Origin of the sequence: Gordonia sp. WA4-43, from assembly GCF_020520305.1 — a bacterium.
Classification (GTDB): domain Bacteria; phylum Actinomycetota; class Actinomycetes; order Mycobacteriales; family Mycobacteriaceae; genus Gordonia; species Gordonia hongkongensis.
On record NZ_CP084736.1, the window covers coordinates 3,496,138 to 3,514,746 of the forward strand.

Here is an 18,609-nt window from a genome sequence, read left to right on the forward strand (position 1 = left end):
CTGAGAGTTGACCAGGCCGCATCGAGGCGGCTGGGTTCAGATGAGGATGAGCAGGATGAAGACCGCGATGAGCGCGAGAATGGTCAGGGCGCTTGTGCGGCAACTCCTCGCGACGTCGTAGTTGGCGCCTGGAGCGGTCCGACCGAGCCCGGGGGCGCGTCGGAGATCTCCGGTCGCGTGCGTCGCCATCGTCGCCTCTCGTCCCTGGAACGGCTGCACATCCCTGCTGGCGGACGGGCCGCGATGGCGTACGAGTGATCGGTATCACAGTGCCACGGATGTGACCGCCATCATAAACAGACTCGAACGGTCAGCTCAACTCGTCGTCGCCGGGCCGTATCCCACCGCGCGTAGACTTGGCGCATGTCATGGCTCGACCAGCTCTTCGCCGCCGGTTCACGCAAACAGGATCTCGTCGCCGCCGACGCTGCACTGCCCGGCCGCTCGTCCGAGATCACGGTCCCGGGCGAGCACCTCGTTCTCGGAACGCCGATGCGGGGTCGGGCCGAGGCCGACGGCTCCCACGTACACGGCATCGGACGCTTCGACGACGGCCTCGACGCGATCGTCCTGGCCGGTGGCTGCTTCTGGGGGATCGAGGAGATCTTCTGGCAGGTCCCCGGTGTGTACACGACCGCGGTCGGATACGCGGGCGGGTACACGCCGAATCCGACCTACGAGGAGACCTGCACCGCGCGGACCGGTCACACCGAGTCGGCGCTGGTGGTCTTCGATCCGGCCGTCGTCGATCTCGAAGGCCTGCTGAAGGTCTTCTGGGAGTCGCATGACCCGACGCAGGAGATGCGTCAGGGCAACGACATCGGCACCCAGTACCGGTCAGCCGTGTACGCCCTGACCGACGCGGACCTTGACGTCGTCCGCAGCACCGCCGCAACCTTCCAGACCGCACTCGACGCTGCGAGCGAGGGTGCGATCGCCACCGAGATCAAGCCGCTGGCGCAGGCGGGCGACGGACGGTTCTACTACGCCGAGGACCACCACCAGCAGTATCTGGCGAAGAACCCGCATGGATACCGCTGCCATGCCGCGACCGGTGTCGCCTACCCCGCCTGACGTCGCGGTGCGCGGTCGTACCCATCGGTCGCAGACCCGACGAGACACGCGGTGACCGAACGGATCTCGCTGCGGCAGTGGAATCGCACCCTGCTGCAGCGCCAGCACCTGCTCACCCGCGTCGCGGAGGACGCCATCGAGGTCCTGGACCGCTGCGTCGGACTGCAGTCCCAGGACCCGCGGGCGGCGTTCTTCGGATTGTGGTCGCGGATCGCGGATTTCGATCCCCTCGAGCTGGACGATCTGCTCACCGACCGCGAGGTCGTGCGCATGACGCTGCTGCGCGCGACGATCTTCCTGATCGACGCCGAGGACGCACGCTGGATTCGTCCACTCGCCGAGCCCACGCTGCGGCGTGGACTCACCGACATCCACGCCCAGCGACTGGTGAACGCCGACCCGGCGCAGGTCGTGCGGTCCGCCGCCGAGATTCTCGCGGGTCGCGAACTCGCCGTCGCCGACCTCGGGAGCGAACTGGTTGCCCGCCATCCGGCGGAGGATGCGTCGACCCTGACCGCCATCGCACGGTGCGGGCTGCCACTGGTCCAGGTCCCCCCGCGTGGTTTGTGGCGCGGGCGGGGCGCTCCGACGTACCGCCTGTTCGACGAGTGGGCCGGCCCGGGCGTGCCGGCCGTCGTCGACGACGAAGCCCGTGCCGATCTCGTCCGGATGTATCTGCGCGGGTTCGGCCCGGCAACCGTGAAGGCCATCCAGACGTGGTCCGGGCTCACCCGGTTGCGACCCCTCGTCGAAAAGCTGGAGGCGGACTGGGAGCTCGTCCGGCTCGACGGCCCGAACGGCGAGGTTCTCTACGACCTCGACGGTCTCGCCCTCGCCGACCCGGATGCGCCGGCGCCGGCGCGGCTGATCGCCCCCTTCGACCACGTGATCGGCGCCCAGGCCGACCGAATCCGGGTCGCCGACCCGGAGATGTACCGGCGCACCGTGACTCCCAATGGCCGGTCGCCCGGATTCGTGTTCCTCGACGGATTCCTCGCAGGGACATGGTCTCTCGACGCCGAGGACGTTCCGGCGGTCGAGTACCTGCGTCCGGTGACCGCCGCCGAACGGCGCGAGGTCGACGCCGAGGTCGACCGGCTCCGTGAATTCCTGGTCGATACCTGAAGCTCGGAGCGACGGGGCCCGGCAGATGTCGCACATCGTGGCGCCGAGCGCAACGACACACTACGTCTGCGAACCGGATCGAAGGAGCCCGCGACTCAATCGCCGGTGCGCGGGTTCCGCGAGGTGATGCAGTAGCGGCGACCGACCGGATCCGCCATCGTCGTCCAGTGCGGGAAGTGCTCGATCGCGCGGGCGCCCCAGTCCTCGTGCCGTGCGACCTCGTCGGGGACGGAATTCGTGGCGATGTCGAGGTGCGCTGTCGCCACATCGTTGTCTGACTCATCCTGCTTGCGCTGCAACAGGATTCCGAGGGTCACCGCGGGGTCGCGGCGAAGCGCGACCAGCTCGGGCCGACCCCGGGGCTTCGTCGGCCAGCCGGTGAACCCGGTCCAGAAGTCGACCTCGGCGTCGAACATGCCAGGGGGGATGTCGATGCACAGCTGGTCGATGATGCTGATGGCGTCGCCGGGCCAACGGATGGGCCGGGAACGCTTCGATTCGCCCTCCCACGGCACGAGGCAGAACACGAAACCGGCGGGTGACCGGAGGGTGAGGTGGGTGCCGGCGTCGACGACGAGGGTCGCACCGAGTGCCTGTGCCTCGGCGGTGGCGGCGTGCGGGTCGTCGGTGTGGATGTCGAGGTGGACTCCACCCGGTCCGTCGTCGATGCGCTGGACTCGCAGATGCGGGTCGCCGTAGAAGGGCTCCAGCGAGGCGAACTCGCGGTGCTCACCCCGCGGCGGTGAGACCGTGCTGCCCGAGATCGCGCGCCAGAAGGTCACCTCGCTGCCGAACACCTCGGCGGGGAAGTCGAGGAATGCGCTGAGCCACCGCACCTGCACCCGGCAGATTCTACGGTGCGTCCCACGTCGCGGACTGTCGCGGCGCGTGGGAAAACAGCAGGCGGGTCGCCGTCGTTACACTCGGACAGATGACTGCAGGACCGCTGGGGGCGGTGGGGAAGAAATTCTCGAAGGCGCGGACCGAGCAGGTCGCCGTCGTCCGTCTCGACGGCCCGATCGGGATCGCGGGGATGGGCAAGCACGGCGTCAACACCGAGTCCGTCGAGCCGGTTCTGAAGAAGGCGTTCGCCACGGAACGGTTGCGGGCCGTCGTGGTCGTCGTCAACTCGCCCGGTGGCTCGCCTGCGCAGTCGGAGTACATCGCCGAACGCATCCGCCAGCTGTCGGCGGAGAAGGGCGTGCCGGTCCTCGCGTTCTGTGAGGACGTCGCGGCCTCCGGTGGCTACTGGATCGCCTGCGCGGCTGATGAGATCTTCGCCGCCCACACCTCCATCGTCGGCTCGATCGGGGTCGTGTCGTCGGGCTTCGGTTTCTCGGCCGTGCTCGACCGCTTCGGTGTACAGCGCAGGCTGTACACGACCGGTGAGAACAAGGCGCGACTCGACACCTTCTCGCCCGAACAGCCCGAGGACGTCGAATGGCTGAAGGAATTGCAGGGCCAGCTGCACGAGGCGTTCATCGCGTGGGTCCGGCAGCGCCGCGGTAAAAAGCTGACCGCTTCCGACGCGGAACTCTTCAACGGCGACGTGTGGATCGGTCACCGCGCCGCGGAACTCGGGGTCGTCGACGGGATCGGGGTGATGCGCTCGGTCGTCGCCGAGCGGTACCCCGACGCGGAGATCACCGTCGTGGAGACGCCGAAGCCGCTGCTCATGAGACTCGTGGGAAGCCAGACATCGGTTGCCGGATTTGCGGAGAGCGTGACGACCGGCGTTCTGGCGGCATTCGACCGCGCCCCGTCGTTGCGGCTGTCGCTGCTCCACCGGGACTGAAAGGCCCGATCACAGCCCGTTCACATGGTTTTGCTTGTAAATTGTCCCCACGTTATCCACAGGTGCTGTTCATCGAAGGAAGAGTTCACGACGTTCCGGCGTGTGCACTTTCGTGAATTTCCTACGCGCACATTCGGCTAAACGAGTGATCGCGGTCACAAGTCGCGGGCCGGTGGCCAGCGTTTTTCCACAATTCCACAGTCTCATCCCCAAGTAGACGGTCAGTGCGCGAACGAGGGACAAATGTCCAGGACGTACATGTGGATAAATTTATGTAGGTCTACATAGCGCCTTGCTCCACACCCGTCTCGGTGATGACAGCGGGGCGCGCGGGCAGTGGTCCGGTCGAGCTGCCGCCGCGCCCGGCCGTCTCTGTGCCACCATGGAAAACGTGAGCATGGGCGACATCACTCAGGTGCCGGTGACCGACCTTCCGGATGACTTCACCGGGCAGACCGACGCGGTGATGCTCGACGTCCGTGAGGACGACGAATGGGCGTCCGGTCACATCCGGGGCGCCGTGCACATCCCGCTGGCCGAGGTGCCCGGCCGCCTTGCCGAACTCGACCCCGATCACGATCTGTACGTGGTCTGCCACTCCAGCGGCCGATCGATGCGCGTGCTGCAGTACCTCGCCCAGGTCGGATACGACGGGATCTGCGTCCGCGGCGGCATGCTCGCCTGGCAGGAACACGGCAAGCCCGTCGAGATCGGTGATACGCGACCCGCGGGCGACGCCGGCCGATGATCGACCTGTGCCCGCGGTGTCGAATCCAGGCACCGCACCGTCCCGGCCGTGAACACTGCCCCCGATGCGGCGGACCGCTCAGCGTCGTCGAGGATGCCGCGCGGGCGCTGGCCGCCCGGCAGACGCCGGCACGATCGCCGGCGCCCGGCGCGGTGCGCCCGCCGCACGTCCCGTCTCGCTCCGGCCCGGCCCCGGTGTCCGCCGGACGTCTCTACCGCAGTCGCAACGTCCGGTGGGTGGCCCGCCGCCCACCCGAGGCGATTCCTGTCCGCCGCGGCCCCTCGGGTCGACGTGGCCCCCGACTGATTCCCCGGTACGTCTACATACCCACCTGGGGTCTGCACGACGAACCGGCGGAGGTCGACACCGCGCACCAGAAACTCGAGAGTTCGCGTGTTCGACTGCAGTTCGCCCTGAACGTGGCGGGCTCTGCGCTGGCCGCGTCCGCACTGGTCCATCTCGTGCGCTACCTCCTGCTGGTCGTCAACCGCGACCGTCCGCTGCCCGAATTCCTCATCGTCGCGTCCGACTGGCTGACCATCTTCGTCGGTGTCGTCGCATTCCTCGGATTCGTCCTGGCGACGCTGGCTTTCATGCGCTGGGTCCTGGAGTTGCGCGCGGACACCTACGCCGCGGCCGGTCTCGTCGACCCGCGCCGGCCCGGTTGGGTCGCCGCGCTCGCCGGCCTGCCGCTGGTCAACCTCATCGGTGCGCCGCTGGTGGTGCAGGAGGTCGCTGTGCATCGGGTCGGCCAGGACCCCGCGCTCGATGCCGACCTCGTCGGCCGACGACTCCGCAAGTTGTGGGTCGCCTGGGTGGTGGTGAATGTGGCGGCCGGGGCGGCGATCATCGCCCGGCTCGTCGCGTGGCGCTCGGACTCGCTGCAGACCGGGGCGAACGCGATGGTGATGGTCATCGTCAGCGCAGCGGTCTCGGCTGCCTTCGCCTTCTGGATGGCACGCCGGGTGCGGACACTGTTCGACGCCGCCGCGGCGGCCCCGGTCCCGACGAGACGGTGGGTGGCGGTCGGATGAACTCAGGGGTGAACGTGGGCGCGGCCGAAAAGGTCTCCCGATCGGGCAAGCCGGCGGTGGTGGCGCACCGCGGGGCGTCGGGCGACTGTCCGGAACACACCCTGGCCGCCTACGAACTGGCTCTCGCACAGGGTGCGGACGGCCTCGAGTGCGATGTCCGGTTGACCGCCGACCACGAACTCGTGTGCGTGCACGACCGGACCGTCGACCGGACGTCCGACGGCTCGGGGATCGTCAGCGAGATGACGCTCGCCGAACTGCGCGAGCTCGACTTCGGGAGCTGGCATGCGGCTGGTGGACCCGCGTCGATCCTGACGCTGCGGGAGCTGCTCACGCTGACCCTGGACTGGCGCCGACCCGTCCGCCTGTTCATCGAGACCAAGCATCCGGTGCGGTTCGGCAGTCTCGTCGAGCAGAAGCTCCTCGAGATGCTGCACGAGTTCGGGGTGGCGACGCCGCCGTCGGCCGATCACAGCCGCGCCGTGGTCATCTCGTTCTCGTCGGCCGGGGTCTGGCGGATCCGGCGCCACGCCCCGATGCTGCCGACGATCCTGCTCGGTGACACCGCCCGGGTCCTGGGCGGGGGCGCCGCGACCGCGGTCGGGGCGACCGGCATCGGACCGTCGGTGATGACCCTGCGGCAGTACCCGGACCTGGTCGATCGCGCCGCCGCCGCCGGTCGGGTCACCTACTGCTGGACCGTCGACGAGCAGGTCGACGTCCAGCTGTGTGCCGATCTCGGTGTGCGGTGGCTGGCCACCAACCACCCGGCGAAGGTGCGCGACTGGCTGGTCACCGTCGACTGAGCTGCCGCCCGCACGACCTGTCGGGCGCCGCGGGCCGACGTGAGAGAGTGGACCGATGGGCAAGAAGAGCAAACGGGGTAGTGGACCACGTCCGGGAAGCAATCGCGCCGAGCGCGTCGCAGCACGTAAGGCACGCCAGGCCGCAGCTCTGGCGCCGCCGCCCCGGCCCTTCGCCGGGTTCGCGTCCGAATGCGATTTCGTCGCGCTGCGGACCTTCGTCGCCTCGGCGACTGCGCGGTTGGAGCTCACCGAGCCGGCCGGTTCCCGCAACGACGTCTCGATCGTGACGATCCTGCCGGGCGCGGTACCTGCTCTCGCGCGCGACCTCGACGGTGCGACAGAGGGTTTCGTGGGTCTGCAGACCGACCCCGATCGCTCGGCGCTGACCGTCGAACTCGCCGCGGCCATCGCGTGGGCCGCTCACGCCGACGCCGGCAGTGAGTTCGACCTCGAGGCTGCCGACGAGGCCCCCAGCCTCGACGAGGTCGTGAAGACCGACGCCACCCTGGACATCACGGTGCACCAGGACTTCGGCTGGTGGTTCGTGGAGGGCACCGAGGTCCCGGCGGAGATCACGGCCATGTTCGAGCGCGCCAACGACTCGGTGCTGCCGACCGCGCGGCTCGTGGTCGACAGCGGCGCCGGTGCGCCCTGGTGGGTCGATGCGGGCGAACGTGCGCACCTGCGCTGGATTCGACCCGAGCCGGAGGACGACCTGATGTCGGCGATGGCCCGGCTCCACGCGGCCGGTCATCTGACGATGGGTGAGGGTTCCCGGTTCGCCGGATCGTTCCGCACCCACGGGTTGCTCGTCCCGGTCTTCGACCTCGACAACGAGATGCACCACGAAGAGTGGTACGCGGGTCTCAACGAGCTCGATCGCCGCCTCGGCGAAGCACTCGCGGACACCTCGCCGCTGACGATCGAACAGCGCAGCTCCCGCAACGGCATTCGCGGTCGCCAGGTCACGCTGCGCTGACCGGCGTGGTCCGTAACCGCGCTGTTTCTGCTCCCTGAGAGCCTTCTTCTGCTCCCTGAGGTGCGAGCGAAGCGAACCTTCTTCAGCTCCCTGAGCCTGAATCTTTCATGGGTGGCTGGGTTTTCGTCGATCAACGGTCGGTGTGGGGTTGTGGGGTTGGTGTTGGTGTGTGGGCAGGGTGGGTCGCCAGCGTTCGGTTCGCTGGTTGTTCTCAGTTCCTGGTGGGGGTGGGGGCTGCGGTGACCGGGTGCGTGTGACAGGGGGCTGGTTAGGCGGTGAGGCGTTGCCAGCCGTGGTGTATGTGGTGGTTGTAGGGCCAGTCGGTGGGTAGTCGCAGGGTGGTGGTGCGGGCGTGGGTGATGATTTTGCCGGCGACGGTGAGTAGGCGGTGGCGTAGGCGTTTGGGTTCCCAGCGGCGGATGGGGTCGTGGCGGGTGTAGCCGAGGGTTTGAGTCCAGGCGAGTAGGTCGGAGGCTAGGGCGACAATGTCGAGCCACAGTTGGTTTTTGGCGAATTCCTCGAAGGGCAGGTTGGCCATGCCGGTGTCTTTGAGGCAGCGGATACGGTCCTCGGCGCGGGCGCGTTGACGGTGTCGTAGTTCCAGGGTCGGTAGGGTCCAGCCGCGGCCGCGGGTGTTGGTGGCGAACACGGTGTAGCGGCGGCCCTCGATATCGGTGATGAGGTGTTGGGCTCCGTTGTGGGGATATTCGCGGCGCACGATCAGCCGCATCCCCGATGGCCAGGACTTGTAGCCGGGTTCTGCGGCACGGGTGGCCGGCGGTAGGTAGCGGGTGATCTCGGCGACCTGGGCATCAGCTCGCGGATCGGCGTCGGCGTTGTTGACCGCGGTGACCCAGGCAGCCTCGGGCAGCACGTCTAGGGCTTCTTTGACCAGTTCGGTGATGGTGAACCCGACCGAGTACTGCAGATTCTGCTCGGCCAGGTAGGCCAGGAACTCTTTGGCACACCCGGCCGAATCGGTACGGATGAGCACGTGGGCGCGTTCGGCAGCGGGCAACTGCGCCACCGCCCTTTCGGTGGCGGCGATGTGCATGTCCGCACCCTTGGGGGAGGCGCCCCCACGCCGCAGGTCCAGGTTCAGTGTTTCCCCGGTGCCGTAGGCGCCGTGGTCGACGAACGAACACATCGGGGAATGCCCGAACACCCGTTTATACGTTTTCTGGGCCTGTTCTTTGGCCGATCCGGCCGTCACGGTCGTGGCATCGAGATCGACGGTCACCAGCCCGCCATCGACGCTGCCCGCGGCGCCTTCCAGTGGGCGGGCGATGTCCCACACCCGTTCCCGCGCGGCGGCGCGAGCCGCACCGATCGCGGTACTGACCGCCTCGACATCAGCAGCGAGTCGGGTGATCACCCGCGAGATCGTGGGATCAGAGGCCACCTGCCCATACAACTGTGGTTGAGCACGGACTGTGGCCACATCGGCCACACAGTCACCACCGGTCGCCAAGGTCATCGCCAGATCCAGCACGATCTTGGCCGGATCATGGACCGTGGCTGTCGTTCGCCATGGCGCCATTGCCGCGGTCAGGGCGGCGCCCAGGCCGCAGACCTGCACGGTTTTCGTCAGCAACACCGCTCCCGAGGTTGTCACCACCGACTCAGTGCGCGTGGGGTCGACAATCAACTCGGGATACACGTTATTCTTCACCTGCGAGGTGCCTTTCTTCTTGTGACTATTTGTTTGTGGTGAATCAATAATCACAAGGCAGACAGGCACTTTCGCGTATCACACGCCGAACACCAGCAACATCAGTGAAATATCCAGGCTGAGGTGCGAGCGAAGCGAGCCACGAAGGGCGTGGTGACGTCCGTCGCCAGCCCTTCGTGGCTCGTCGCTTGCGCTCCTCGCACCTCAGGGAGCGAGGGTTATGTCGTTCTCTCGGATCTGGAGCGGGGGTTTCGCGGCTCTTTCGGATTGGGGCGGATGGAACTCCGTCAGATGTTCCCGCCGGCCGCGACCGGTGCGGTGGCGTCGGATGTCTTCTCGCCGTTGAACTCTCGCTCGACGAAGTTCTCCAGGTCGAAGAGGTTCCCGTTGCAGCGTTCGGCGATGGTCTGCAGGGTCGTCATGGTCGCGACCTCCTCGACCTGTTCCTTGAGGAACCACTGCACGAACTGCTCGCCGAGGTAGTCGCCGGTGTCGCGGGCCGACTTCGCCAGGTCGACGACCTGCTGGGTCACCGTCTTCTCCTGTGCGAGAGCGAGATCGATGGGCGCACGGTAGTCCTCGAACCGGTTGTTCGGTGCCGGGATGCCGGGGATCTCGACCTCCATGTCGCGGTCGAGGAAGTACTGCACGATCATCATCGCGTGATTGCGCTCTTCGACGGCCTGGCGGTAGAAGAGCTTTGCCAGCTGGGGCATGTCGTGGTTGTCGAAATAGGTGGCGACCGCGATGTACTGCTGCGAGGCGTAGAACTCGTTGCTGATCTGGTCGTGCAGCAGCTGATGGAACTTCGTGTGTTCGGACATGCGGCCCATCGTAGAACCGAAAAATGGCTCTCACCAGCAAGTTCAGGCTAAGTAAGGCAAGTCTGGCCTGCGTTTGGCGACCCTTTCACGACGGCCCGCCGGCGTCGACGAGAAGCTCGTCGGGGACGGGCTGACCTGCGCGGAGGTAGCCGAAGAACTCCTCGGTCTGCTCGGTGACGGGCAGCGCCAGTCCTTCGTCGGTGAAGGTGCTCTCGCCGGCCGGGGTCGTCGTCGTGATGGGGTCGCGCAGCGCGAACATGAGGGACGCGAGGTTCCAGATGTGATCTCGCTCATCGACGGTGAGCGCGTCGATGGCGCCGCCGACAAATCCGAAGAGTCGGAACGGGTTGAGCAGGACCGACGGACTGGTCGCCCGAGACACGAGTGCGGCGAGGAACTTCCGTTGATTGACCACTCGCGCGAGGTCGGCGCGCGGGAATGCGCGCGTCCGGACCAGCCCGAGAGCCTGCCTGCCGTCGAGGCGGTGACAGCCTTTCGCCAGGCGCAGACCGGCTTTGGGGTCGTTGAGCGGTTGGTCGATACACATGTCGACGCCGCCGACCGAGTCGACGAGGGTGTCGAATCCGCCGAAGCCGATCTCGGCGTAGTGGTCGATGCGGATGCCGGTCAGGTTCTCGACGGTCTGCACGAGCAGCGCCGGACCGCCGATGCTGAACGAGGCGTTGATCTTCAGGCTGCCGTGACCCGGCACCTCCACGTACAGGTCGCGCGGGATGCTCACCACGATCGCCTTGCCGCCGCCGGGTGGGTTGTGGACGAGCATGATCGTGTCGGTGCGGGAGCCGTCGGCGTCACCCGTGGCCAGCGCCCGGCGTTGTTCCTCGGTGAGATCGGATCGCGAGTCGGTGCCGACGATGAGCCAGTTGGTGCCGGGGGTGTCCGACGGGCGTCCGGCGTAGGCCGGCAGGGCGTCGATCCGGTCCAGTCTCGTGTCGTAGTAGAACAGCAGTCCCACACTGCCGAGGACGACGACGAGCAGCAGGATCATCAGGATCTTGCCCACCCGGACCGCGCGGCGCCCCGTGCGCCGGGGCCGGGGAGGACCGGCCGGCCGCGGGGGCGCGGGCGGACGTCCGACGGCCCGGTCGCGGTCGCGACGGTCGCCACGCGGCGGACGAGGTCCACGAGACCGATCGTCGGGGATCGGCTCCGGCTTCTGGGTGGGCGCATACCCGCCGGGAGCGGGCCGCGCCGACGGTGGCGGCCGATCGGCCGGGGACGGGTGCGGGGGCCGGCCGGTGGGACCGGGGCCCGGCGCCCGGCGCGGGTCGGGACCGCGTGCAGGGATCCGCGGCATGGCCTGCGGATGAGCGGACGGACCGACGGCACCGGGAGGCGGGCGGTGGCCTTGTCCGGGTGGCGGCCCCGGGCGCGGAGACGGGCCCGCTGGCCGCCCGGGCGGCATCGGCGGTCCGGGGCGACCTCGCCGGAGGATCGGCGGGTCCTGCTCGTTCATCCCAACCAATGTACGCATGGGCGGTGGCGACGGATGTCGGTCGGTTGGTTGCCGACGTGGCGTCGAACCGCCCACATGAGGTCTCGTTCCGGACCGAACGGGGTACAGGACACGCCATGACCGACAAACACGTCGCCGACGCCACGTCGCAGGACTCCGGGAACGATGACGCCCGGACCGACGGCGGGCACACCCCGCTGCGTCGCGCCATCACCGGCAAACTCCTGATCCTGTTCATCCTGGGCGACGTCCTCGGTGCGGGCATCTATGCGCTCGTCGGTGAGGTCGCCGGTGAGGTCGGGGGAGCGATCTGGGTGCCGTTGGCGCTCGCCCTCGCGCTGGCGATGCTGACCGCGGCGTCGTATGCGGAGCTCGTCACCAAGTACCCGCGGGCCGGCGGCGCGGCGGTGTTCGCGCGGCACGCGTACCGCCATCCGCTCATCTCGTTCCTGGTGGGGTTCTGCATGCTGGCGGCCGGGGTGACGAGCGCCGCCGGGTTGGCGCTCGCCTTCGCGGGTGACTACCTGCAGGTCTTTCTGGACGTGCCCACCACCGCGGCGGCCCTGGTGTTCCTGCTCGCCGTCGCGGCGCTGAACGCCCGCGGGATCTCCGAGTCCCTGCGGGCCAACGTGGTGATGACGGTGGTGGAGGTCTCCGGACTCCTGCTCGTCGTCGTGCTGGCCGGGATCGTGCTGGGTCGCGGTGACGGTGAGCCGCAGCGGGTGCTGGAGTTCACCGACGAGACCACTCCGGCTCTCGCCGTGCTGGGCGCGGCGTTGCTCGCCTACTACTCGTTCGTCGGGTTCGAGACCTCCGCGAACATGGCCGAAGAGGTCCGTGACGTGCGGCGGGTCTATCCGAAGGCGCTGTTCGGTGCGCTGATCGCCGCCGGCGTCGTCTACGTCCTCGTCGGTCTCGCCGTGTCGGTCGTCGCGCCACCGGAGCGCCTGGTGGAGTCGTCGGGCCCGTTGCTCGAGGTCGTCTCGATCGCCGATGTCGGGATCCCCGACCAGCTGTTCTCCCTGATCGCGCTCATCGCCGTCGCGAACGGCGCGCTGCTCACGATGATCATGGCGTCGCGCCTGACCTTCGGCATGGCCCGCGACGGGTTGCTGCCCGGTGCGCTGGCGAAGGTGCTGCCCGGTCGTCGGACGCCGTGGACGGCGATCGTCGCCACCACCGCCGTCGCGATGATCCTCTCGGCAACCGGGACCGTCGCGGCACTCGCCGAGACGGTGGTGCTCCTACTGCTGTTCGTGTTCGTCAGCACCAACGTCGCCGTCCTCGTCCTGCGCCGCGACCGCACGGACACCGACCACTTCCGCGCGCCGACGATCCTGCCCGTGCTCGCGGTGATCTCCTGCATCGTCCTGATGACGCAGCAGAGCGCGTCGACCTGGTTGCGCGCGGGCATCCTGATCGTCGTCGGACTCGTGCTCTATCTCCTCGCGCGTGTGACCGGGTCGGGTGGGCGCCGGGTCAACCACGACGACATCGACGACGACCACAGCTCCCGGCGCCTCACCTGACGCGGATGTTGTTCGCGCGGTAGTCGTATCCGTCCTGACTCGCTCGCTCGTACTGGAATTCGACGGTCTGCCCCGGCACCAGGTCCCGGAAACCGGTACCGACGATCTCGCTGTAGAACGCCCACGCCCCGCCCGGGGTGGCATCGGAATCGAGTACGCCCCAACCCTCTTCGTCGTTCCACGACCGAACGGTCCCGGTGGTGTTCGGGCCGAGGGCGGCCGGCGGTGACGTCGGTGCGTCGGTGAGGGCGGTCTCCTCGATCGTCGTGAGTCCGTCCGGTCCGGCATCACCGACGCTGTGCCACAGGGCAGTTCGGAACACGCCATTGTGCTTCGGATCCGGCCGGGCCACCTCGGTCGGCCAGACCGAGAGCGCCACATATCGGCATCCGCTTTCCGGTGGCACAGCTATCGCATGGTCGAAGTCGACGACGGTCCCCGGACGCAAGCCGGGCAGGGACAGCTCGTCGAGATTCTGAACGGCCCGAACACGGACGACGAAAGTGGTCACGTGGACGGTGCCGGACAACGCCGGTGACTCGATGACACCCCAGCCCTCGTCGTGGTGCCATTCGCGGATCGTCCCGGTTGTCGACATCGGTCCACCGTAGGCGCCGGACCCGTGGCGCGACAGTGAATTACCGTTGGGGCACTTCGCGTCCGGGTGGGGCGAACGCCGCTAGGACAGGGGTGCAGGCCGAGGCCTGGGAAAACGTATGATCTCGAGCCCGGAATCCGGGCACGACGTCATACGGCTTCTCAACGCTCCGCGAGCGATCCGATCTCGGGGGCGTCCGGGCCGAAGTGGCGGAAGAGTGCTCGGCGTCGGGAACGGGTGCCGGTCCATTCCAGATAGCGCGGACCGGCCGGTGTCCGTGCGATGACCTGGTAGACAACAGCGTTGCGGACCCACGCGAGACCGAACGCCCACGGCGCCGCAGGGCGGAGACCGAGGTCGCGCATGCCGCGCACGCCGAGGAAGCCCTGCAGCATGCTCAGCAGGCGGGCGCGGGTGTAGCGCGCGGCGAGGCGGGGGAACAACCGGTAGTGCAAGCGGCTCTGGGCGTCGACGATCGCCGTCGTGAGGGCCGCGCCGGCGTCGGTCACGTCGTGCTGCGCGAGTAAGACCGCATAACTCAGCTGATGCTGGTCGCGTTCGGAGTCGAAGAGCCAGTCGTCGTCGACGCCGATCAGCCACCCGACGTACTTCCAGAGGTGCATGAGGGCGCGGGAGTCGTCACGGCTCACCGGGACGCCGAGGGCGCGGACCCCCATCATCAGTGCGCCGCTGAAGAGGTTCAGCGTCGCGGCGAGGTCGGACTGGTTGATCGGCAGGCCCCACTGGTCGATGTCCCAGCGGCCGTTGTGCTCATACCGCTCGTTGACCAGGGCGTGCATGAGGCGCACATGGACGGTGAGTCGCCAGCCGTCGCCGTCGCGTGCCATCCCGCCCGGTTCGCCGACCGCGATGGCCCAGGTCTGCGTCTCGCCGAGTCGTCGGATGACCGTGTTCCCGGTGAGGCCGCCGGTCGCGACCAGCAGGTCGGCGGGCCCGCCGAAGCGGTAGCCGCCGATCAGGGAGAGCTGGAGCAGGACGTCGTTGGCGTTCTGGCCGAACCGTCGATAGACGGCGGCCCCGCGGTCGCAGAGAGCGCGATCGACCCAGTCCGGTGTCTTCTCTACGAGTGCGAAGAAGTCGCGCAGGGCGTCGGGCGCATCGGAGGGCATGTCACCGGCAAGCGCCTGCTCGAACTGGCGCATCGTGACCCGGCCGTCGGCGTCCCGCGGGAGGCGCATGGCCCGGACCAGCGCCGCGGCGGGTTCGTCTCGCGTGCGCAGCCGACGCCCGAGCTCCGCGAGCTCGTCGTCGCCGGGCTCACGGAGGTGGTTGTAGACCTTGAGGAGTCTGCCGATGCGCCGGCCGCGGGACTCGGCGGCTCGATGGCGTCGCGGGAAGGGGAGGCTCGCCGGCTCGGCGGTCGGGTACGACGGCGCATCGACGGTCATGAGACGAATCTAGCTAATCATCTCACCCCGTTCAATGGTGGCCGGTAGGGGCGCACGGTCGGAGTGCACAGTCGACGGGAATCGACGCACAGTCGACGAGATAGGCCGCACGGTCGACGATGTCTCGGTTCTCAGCCGACCCAGGACAGATGGTCGCGGAGCAGTCCGTAGCCGACGAAGGCGACCACGTCGATGACCGCGTGGGCGATCACGAGGGGCCAGACGCGGCCGGTGACCTGGAAGAAGCGCCCGTAGACCACGCCCATGACCAGATTCCCGAGTCCGCCGCCGAAGCCCTGGTACAGGTGATAGCCGCCGCGGAGGATCGCGCTGGCGGCGAGCGACGCGTTGTCGGACACCCCGAGTTGTCGCAACCGGGTGATGAAGTACGCGACCACCACGATCTCCTCGGCGGCGGCGTTGCCGATCGCGATCAGCACCAGAACCGGCCACTCCCACCAGGTGTCGGCCTGGCTGGGCACCAGGCTCGCGTTGAGGCCCAGGGCCCGGGCCACGGCGACGAGTCCCAGGCCGGGCAGACCGATGACGGCGGCGAGGACCAGTCCCGAGGGGATGTCGCGGCGCGGGGTCCACCGACCCAGACCGACGCGCGACAGTCCGATCCCGCTGCGCCACAACAGATATATCCCCAAAGCGGCGATGGCGAACAGTCGGAGGCCGCCCATGATCTGCCGGACGGCGTCGATGAGACCGAGGTCGGAGCGGCTGGGATTGAGTGCGACCGTGGTCTCGCCGATACCGCCGGCGAGCTGCGCCTCCAGCAGTGCGAGTGCCGCGGACAGCGCCGAGAACGCGAATGTGAGGACGCCGACGATGGCCAGTTCGACGATGATGCCGCGTCGTTCGGTCCGGTCGGTGACAGCCGGGATGCCGTGGGGCGACGGTGTGAGGTACTCGCGCAAGGCCATGGCGGTCAGCCTAGGACCCCGCGATCCGCGGCGATGATGCGGAACGAGCGGGTCGGTGTTACGGAATCGGGGTCAATCGGGCATCGAGTTCAGGAACGGGCAGCCCGCGAGATTCCGCAGCGCGCGTGACAGTTCGAACACGTCGGAAACCGGACGGGCGAAGGGAAGGCGGACGTCGGAGTCGCCTGCGAGCCCCTCGATGCGGAACCGGATGCCGAAGCGATCGAGGCCGAGCGGACGCACCCGTCCGGCGCGCAGCTCGGCGGGAAGCTTGCGGACGAGTTGTCCGACGATGTCGGCGTGGTCGGTGTCGAGGTGCTCGAGCCAGCTGCCCTCGTGCTCCCAGAACGGGTCGGGGTCGGCATCGGCGAGTTCGGTGGCCGGCACCGAGGCTGCACCGTCCGAGGACGCGATGACCGCGGTGTCGACCTGCAGACGCAGCATCGACGCGCCGTGCCCGATGTCGAGAAGCCCGTCGTCGGGGTGTTCGCCCGCGATCTCGATGGCCAGGTCGCGTTCCAGGTTCCGCGGGACCTCGTGCAACGTGCCGTTGAGCCAGATCACCGACCGCACGCGTTCACGCAGCTCGATGGGTGCCCAGTCGGTGACCTCGAGCATGGCGGGCACTCCCTCGGCGCCGTCGACGGTCCGCATCGCGTCCCCGCCGGTGGGTACGAGGACGAAGGCCTGGGACTCGAAGAGGTGCACGACGTCGATCGGGGTGGCGTCCGCTCCCTCGACGGCGAGGATGGCGGAACCGCCGCGACGACAAGCCGTCTGGATCATCTCGGCATCCGTGGGGCGGTCGGTCGTCGTTCTCGTCATGACAGTCTCTCCGGTCGGCATCGCGGGGCGCGGTCGTATGAAAGGTAACCCTAACCTAAATACCCGGAGCCCACGCGTCAATGGTTTCGACACCCCTGCGTAGAGCCTGGGACACATGCGCGAAAGGGTCTCGGCGGAGCTCTTCCACTAGGCTCGTGTGGTGCCTGTGATCGCCTATTTCGGCCCGCCCGGAACCTTCACCGAGATGGCGCTCGACGCGGTCCTCGCCGAACAACAGTCCGCGGACGGCCTCGACCTGTCGGGCGGAGTCGATCGGGTTGCCGCGTCGAGTCCCACCGCCACCATCGCCATGATCCGCACCGGTGAGGCCGACTACGGCTGTGTGCCGATCGAGAGTTCGCTGGAGGGTTCGGTGCCGGCGACGATGGACGCGCTGGTACCGCCCGTGGCCGACGGCGCCGACGGTCGGGTGCAGGCCTTCGCCGAGACGGTGCTCGACATCTCGTTCGCGATCGCCGCCGCCGCGCCGATGGCCGCGGCCGATGTCCGCACGGTCGCCGCCTACCCGGTTGCCTCCGCGCAGGTGCGTCAGTCGATCGGTGAGCTGTTCCCGAACGCCCAGTTCGTGATCTCGAGCTCCAATGCCGCTGCCGCGCAAGACGTCGCGGCCGGCAAAGCGGATGCCGCGGTCACCACGGGGCTCGCCGCTCGTCTGTCCGGACTCGTCGTGCTCGCCGATGGTGTCGCCGACGCGCGGGAGGCGACCACGCGGTTCCTCCTGCTCGGCCGGCCCGGGGTTCCGTTGCCCCGCACCGGCGCCGACCGCACCTCGGTCATCCTCGAGCTGTCGAACGAGCCGGGTAGCCTGATGGCGGCGATGAACGAATTCGCCTCGCGCGGAATCGACCTCACTCGTATCGAGTCGCGCCCGCAGCGTGACGAGGCCGAGGGTCGCAGCATCGCCGGCCGATACCGGTTCTTCCTGGACGCGGTCGGACACATCGACGATGCGGCCGTCGCCGAAGCCCTTGCCGCCCTTCACCGCCGGTGCGAGCGGGTGGTGTTCCTCGGCTCGTGGCCCGCGGTGCGCACCACCGGCTCCGCGCCGCCGGACCACACCGAGTCGCTTGCATGGGTCGACTCGATGCGTCGGGGAGGGAAGTGATGGCGCGGCTGCATCTGGTCCGTCACGGTGAGACCACCTCGAACGTCATGCGCCGCCTCGACACCGCTCTGCCCGGTGCCGCGCTCACCGATTTCGGTGCGCGACAGGGTGTTCGGTTCGGTCTCGAGAACGTGCCGGAACAGCACGCGGTGCTGCTCAGTTCACGCGCGCTCCGCGCCCGGCAGACCGCCGAGCTGATCGGGTCGGTGTGGGATGTGGAGACCGCGGCGATCGACGGCGTGCACGAGGTCCAGGCCGGCGAGCTCGAGGACCGCTCCGACCACGAATCGCATGAGGTCTTCCAGGACATCATGCACCGCTGGCACGCCGGCGACCTCGACGCACGCATCCCCGGCGGCGAATCCCTCGCGATGGTCTACGACCGGTACCTGCCGACGGTCGAGGACCTCGCCGACATGTACCTCACCGGACCGGACCAGCGCGATGTGTTCCTGGTGAGTCACGGTGCGGCCATCCGCCTGATCGCCGCCCGGCTCGCCGGGATCGACTCCCGGTTCGCCGCGGCGACCCACCTCGGCAACACCGGTTCCATCGAACTCGAGTACTCCGACGGCATCTGGGTGTGCACGCGATGGGGCGCCACAACGGCCCCGTTCGAGATCGCCGACGAGCCGCTCGTCGACGAACCGATGGGCTGA

Annotated in this window: 19 protein-coding genes; 10 read left to right on the plus strand and 9 right to left on the minus strand. The window is 68.4% G+C overall.

Features of this window, described 5'->3' with window-relative positions; all coding sequences use genetic code 11:
• Positions 1 to 36: 36 nt before the first annotated feature.
• On the minus strand, positions 37 to 189 hold the full coding sequence (locus LEL84_RS15600; RefSeq protein ID WP_175401143.1) for a hypothetical protein: 153 nt from the start codon (positions 187 to 189) through the stop codon (positions 37 to 39).
• A 174-nt stretch (positions 190 to 363) separates the two neighbouring features.
• Here LEL84_RS15600 and msrA point away from each other — a divergent pair, with 174 nt between their 5' ends.
• The gene (gene msrA / locus LEL84_RS15605) at positions 364 to 1,074 is read left to right on the plus strand and encodes a peptide-methionine (S)-S-oxide reductase MsrA (protein ID WP_226512077.1); all 711 of its coding nucleotides are present in this window, start codon (positions 364 to 366) and stop codon (positions 1,072 to 1,074) included.
• A 51-nt stretch (positions 1,075 to 1,125) separates the two neighbouring features.
• Positions 1,126 to 2,199, plus strand: coding sequence for a winged helix DNA-binding domain-containing protein (locus tag LEL84_RS15610; RefSeq protein ID WP_065631281.1), 1,074 nt, complete (start codon positions 1,126 to 1,128; stop codon positions 2,197 to 2,199).
• Positions 2,200 to 2,294: 95 nt separating this feature from the next.
• Here the strand turns inward: LEL84_RS15610 and LEL84_RS15615 are convergent, their stop codons facing one another.
• Complete coding sequence (locus LEL84_RS15615; RefSeq protein WP_226512078.1) at positions 2,295 to 3,041, minus strand: VOC family protein; 747 nt, start codon at positions 3,039 to 3,041, stop codon at positions 2,295 to 2,297.
• A gap of 89 nt (positions 3,042 to 3,130) precedes the next feature.
• Between LEL84_RS15615 and LEL84_RS15620 the strand changes: the two genes are divergently transcribed.
• The 5 genes from LEL84_RS15620 to LEL84_RS15640 all read left to right on the plus strand — a co-directional run bounded on the left by LEL84_RS15620 (position 3,131) and on the right by LEL84_RS15640 (position 7,561).
• Positions 3,131 to 3,994 (plus strand): S49 family peptidase, encoded by an 864-nt coding sequence (locus tag LEL84_RS15620; RefSeq protein ID WP_226512079.1) that lies wholly within the window; start codon positions 3,131 to 3,133, stop codon positions 3,992 to 3,994.
• A 397-nt stretch (positions 3,995 to 4,391) separates the two neighbouring features.
• The gene (locus tag LEL84_RS15625; RefSeq protein WP_205333324.1) at positions 4,392 to 4,742 is read left to right on the plus strand and encodes a rhodanese-like domain-containing protein; all 351 of its coding nucleotides are present in this window, start codon (positions 4,392 to 4,394) and stop codon (positions 4,740 to 4,742) included.
• On the plus strand, positions 4,739 to 5,776 hold the full coding sequence (locus tag LEL84_RS15630) for a DUF4328 domain-containing protein (RefSeq protein WP_137809858.1): 1,038 nt from the start codon (positions 4,739 to 4,741) through the stop codon (positions 5,774 to 5,776). The genes LEL84_RS15625 and LEL84_RS15630 overlap by 4 nt, the downstream gene beginning before the upstream one ends.
• Positions 5,773 to 6,582: a glycerophosphodiester phosphodiesterase family protein gene (locus tag LEL84_RS15635; protein ID WP_058253733.1), complete on the plus strand. Its 810-nt coding sequence runs from the start codon at positions 5,773 to 5,775 to the stop codon at positions 6,580 to 6,582. Before LEL84_RS15630 ends, LEL84_RS15635 begins: the two co-directional genes overlap by 4 nt.
• A gap of 55 nt (positions 6,583 to 6,637) precedes the next feature.
• Entirely contained in the window at positions 6,638 to 7,561 is a 924-nt protein-coding gene (locus LEL84_RS15640; RefSeq protein ID WP_159369796.1) for a DUF5926 family protein, read from the plus strand.
• A gap of 268 nt (positions 7,562 to 7,829) precedes the next feature.
• Here the strand turns inward: LEL84_RS15640 and LEL84_RS15645 are convergent, their stop codons facing one another.
• The 3 genes from LEL84_RS15645 to LEL84_RS15655 form a co-directional block, all read right to left on the minus strand.
• The gene (locus tag LEL84_RS15645; protein ID WP_319005242.1) at positions 7,830 to 9,233 is read right to left on the minus strand and encodes an IS1380 family transposase; all 1,404 of its coding nucleotides are present in this window, start codon (positions 9,231 to 9,233) and stop codon (positions 7,830 to 7,832) included.
• Between the two features lie 287 nt (positions 9,234 to 9,520).
• Positions 9,521 to 10,057, minus strand: a complete 537-nt coding sequence (locus tag LEL84_RS15650) for a ferritin (protein WP_058253734.1) — start codon at positions 10,055 to 10,057, stop codon at positions 9,521 to 9,523.
• Between the two features lie 85 nt (positions 10,058 to 10,142).
• Entirely contained in the window at positions 10,143 to 11,375 is a 1,233-nt protein-coding gene (locus LEL84_RS15655) for an LCP family protein (RefSeq protein WP_226512081.1), read from the minus strand.
• 275 nt (positions 11,376 to 11,650) lie between these two features.
• Here LEL84_RS15655 and LEL84_RS15660 point away from each other — a divergent pair, with 275 nt between their 5' ends.
• Positions 11,651 to 13,063 (plus strand): APC family permease, encoded by a 1,413-nt coding sequence (locus LEL84_RS15660; RefSeq protein WP_226512082.1) that lies wholly within the window; start codon positions 11,651 to 11,653, stop codon positions 13,061 to 13,063.
• Here LEL84_RS15660 and LEL84_RS15665 read toward each other — a convergent pair.
• From LEL84_RS15665 to LEL84_RS15680, 4 genes are all read right to left on the minus strand, one after another.
• Positions 13,056 to 13,661: a cold-shock protein gene (locus LEL84_RS15665; protein ID WP_226512083.1), complete on the minus strand. Its 606-nt coding sequence runs from the start codon at positions 13,659 to 13,661 to the stop codon at positions 13,056 to 13,058. The genes LEL84_RS15660 and LEL84_RS15665 overlap by 8 nt on opposite strands.
• Before the next feature lie 161 nt (positions 13,662 to 13,822).
• The gene (locus LEL84_RS15670; protein WP_226512084.1) at positions 13,823 to 15,070 is read right to left on the minus strand and encodes an oxygenase MpaB family protein; all 1,248 of its coding nucleotides are present in this window, start codon (positions 15,068 to 15,070) and stop codon (positions 13,823 to 13,825) included.
• Positions 15,071 to 15,201: 131 nt separating this feature from the next.
• A complete protein-coding gene (locus LEL84_RS15675; protein WP_226512085.1) occupies positions 15,202 to 15,999 on the minus strand; it encodes a CPBP family intramembrane glutamic endopeptidase in 798 nt (265 codons plus the stop codon).
• Between the two features lie 72 nt (positions 16,000 to 16,071).
• Positions 16,072 to 16,824: a DUF2470 domain-containing protein gene (locus tag LEL84_RS15680; protein WP_226512086.1), complete on the minus strand. Its 753-nt coding sequence runs from the start codon at positions 16,822 to 16,824 to the stop codon at positions 16,072 to 16,074.
• Positions 16,825 to 16,981: 157 nt separating this feature from the next.
• Here LEL84_RS15680 and pheA point away from each other — a divergent pair, with 157 nt between their 5' ends.
• The gene (pheA, locus tag LEL84_RS15685; protein WP_226512087.1) at positions 16,982 to 17,950 is read left to right on the plus strand and encodes a prephenate dehydratase; all 969 of its coding nucleotides are present in this window, start codon (positions 16,982 to 16,984) and stop codon (positions 17,948 to 17,950) included.
• A complete protein-coding gene (locus LEL84_RS15690; protein ID WP_226512088.1) occupies positions 17,950 to 18,609 on the plus strand; it encodes a histidine phosphatase family protein in 660 nt (219 codons plus the stop codon). Before pheA ends, LEL84_RS15690 begins: the two co-directional genes overlap by 1 nt.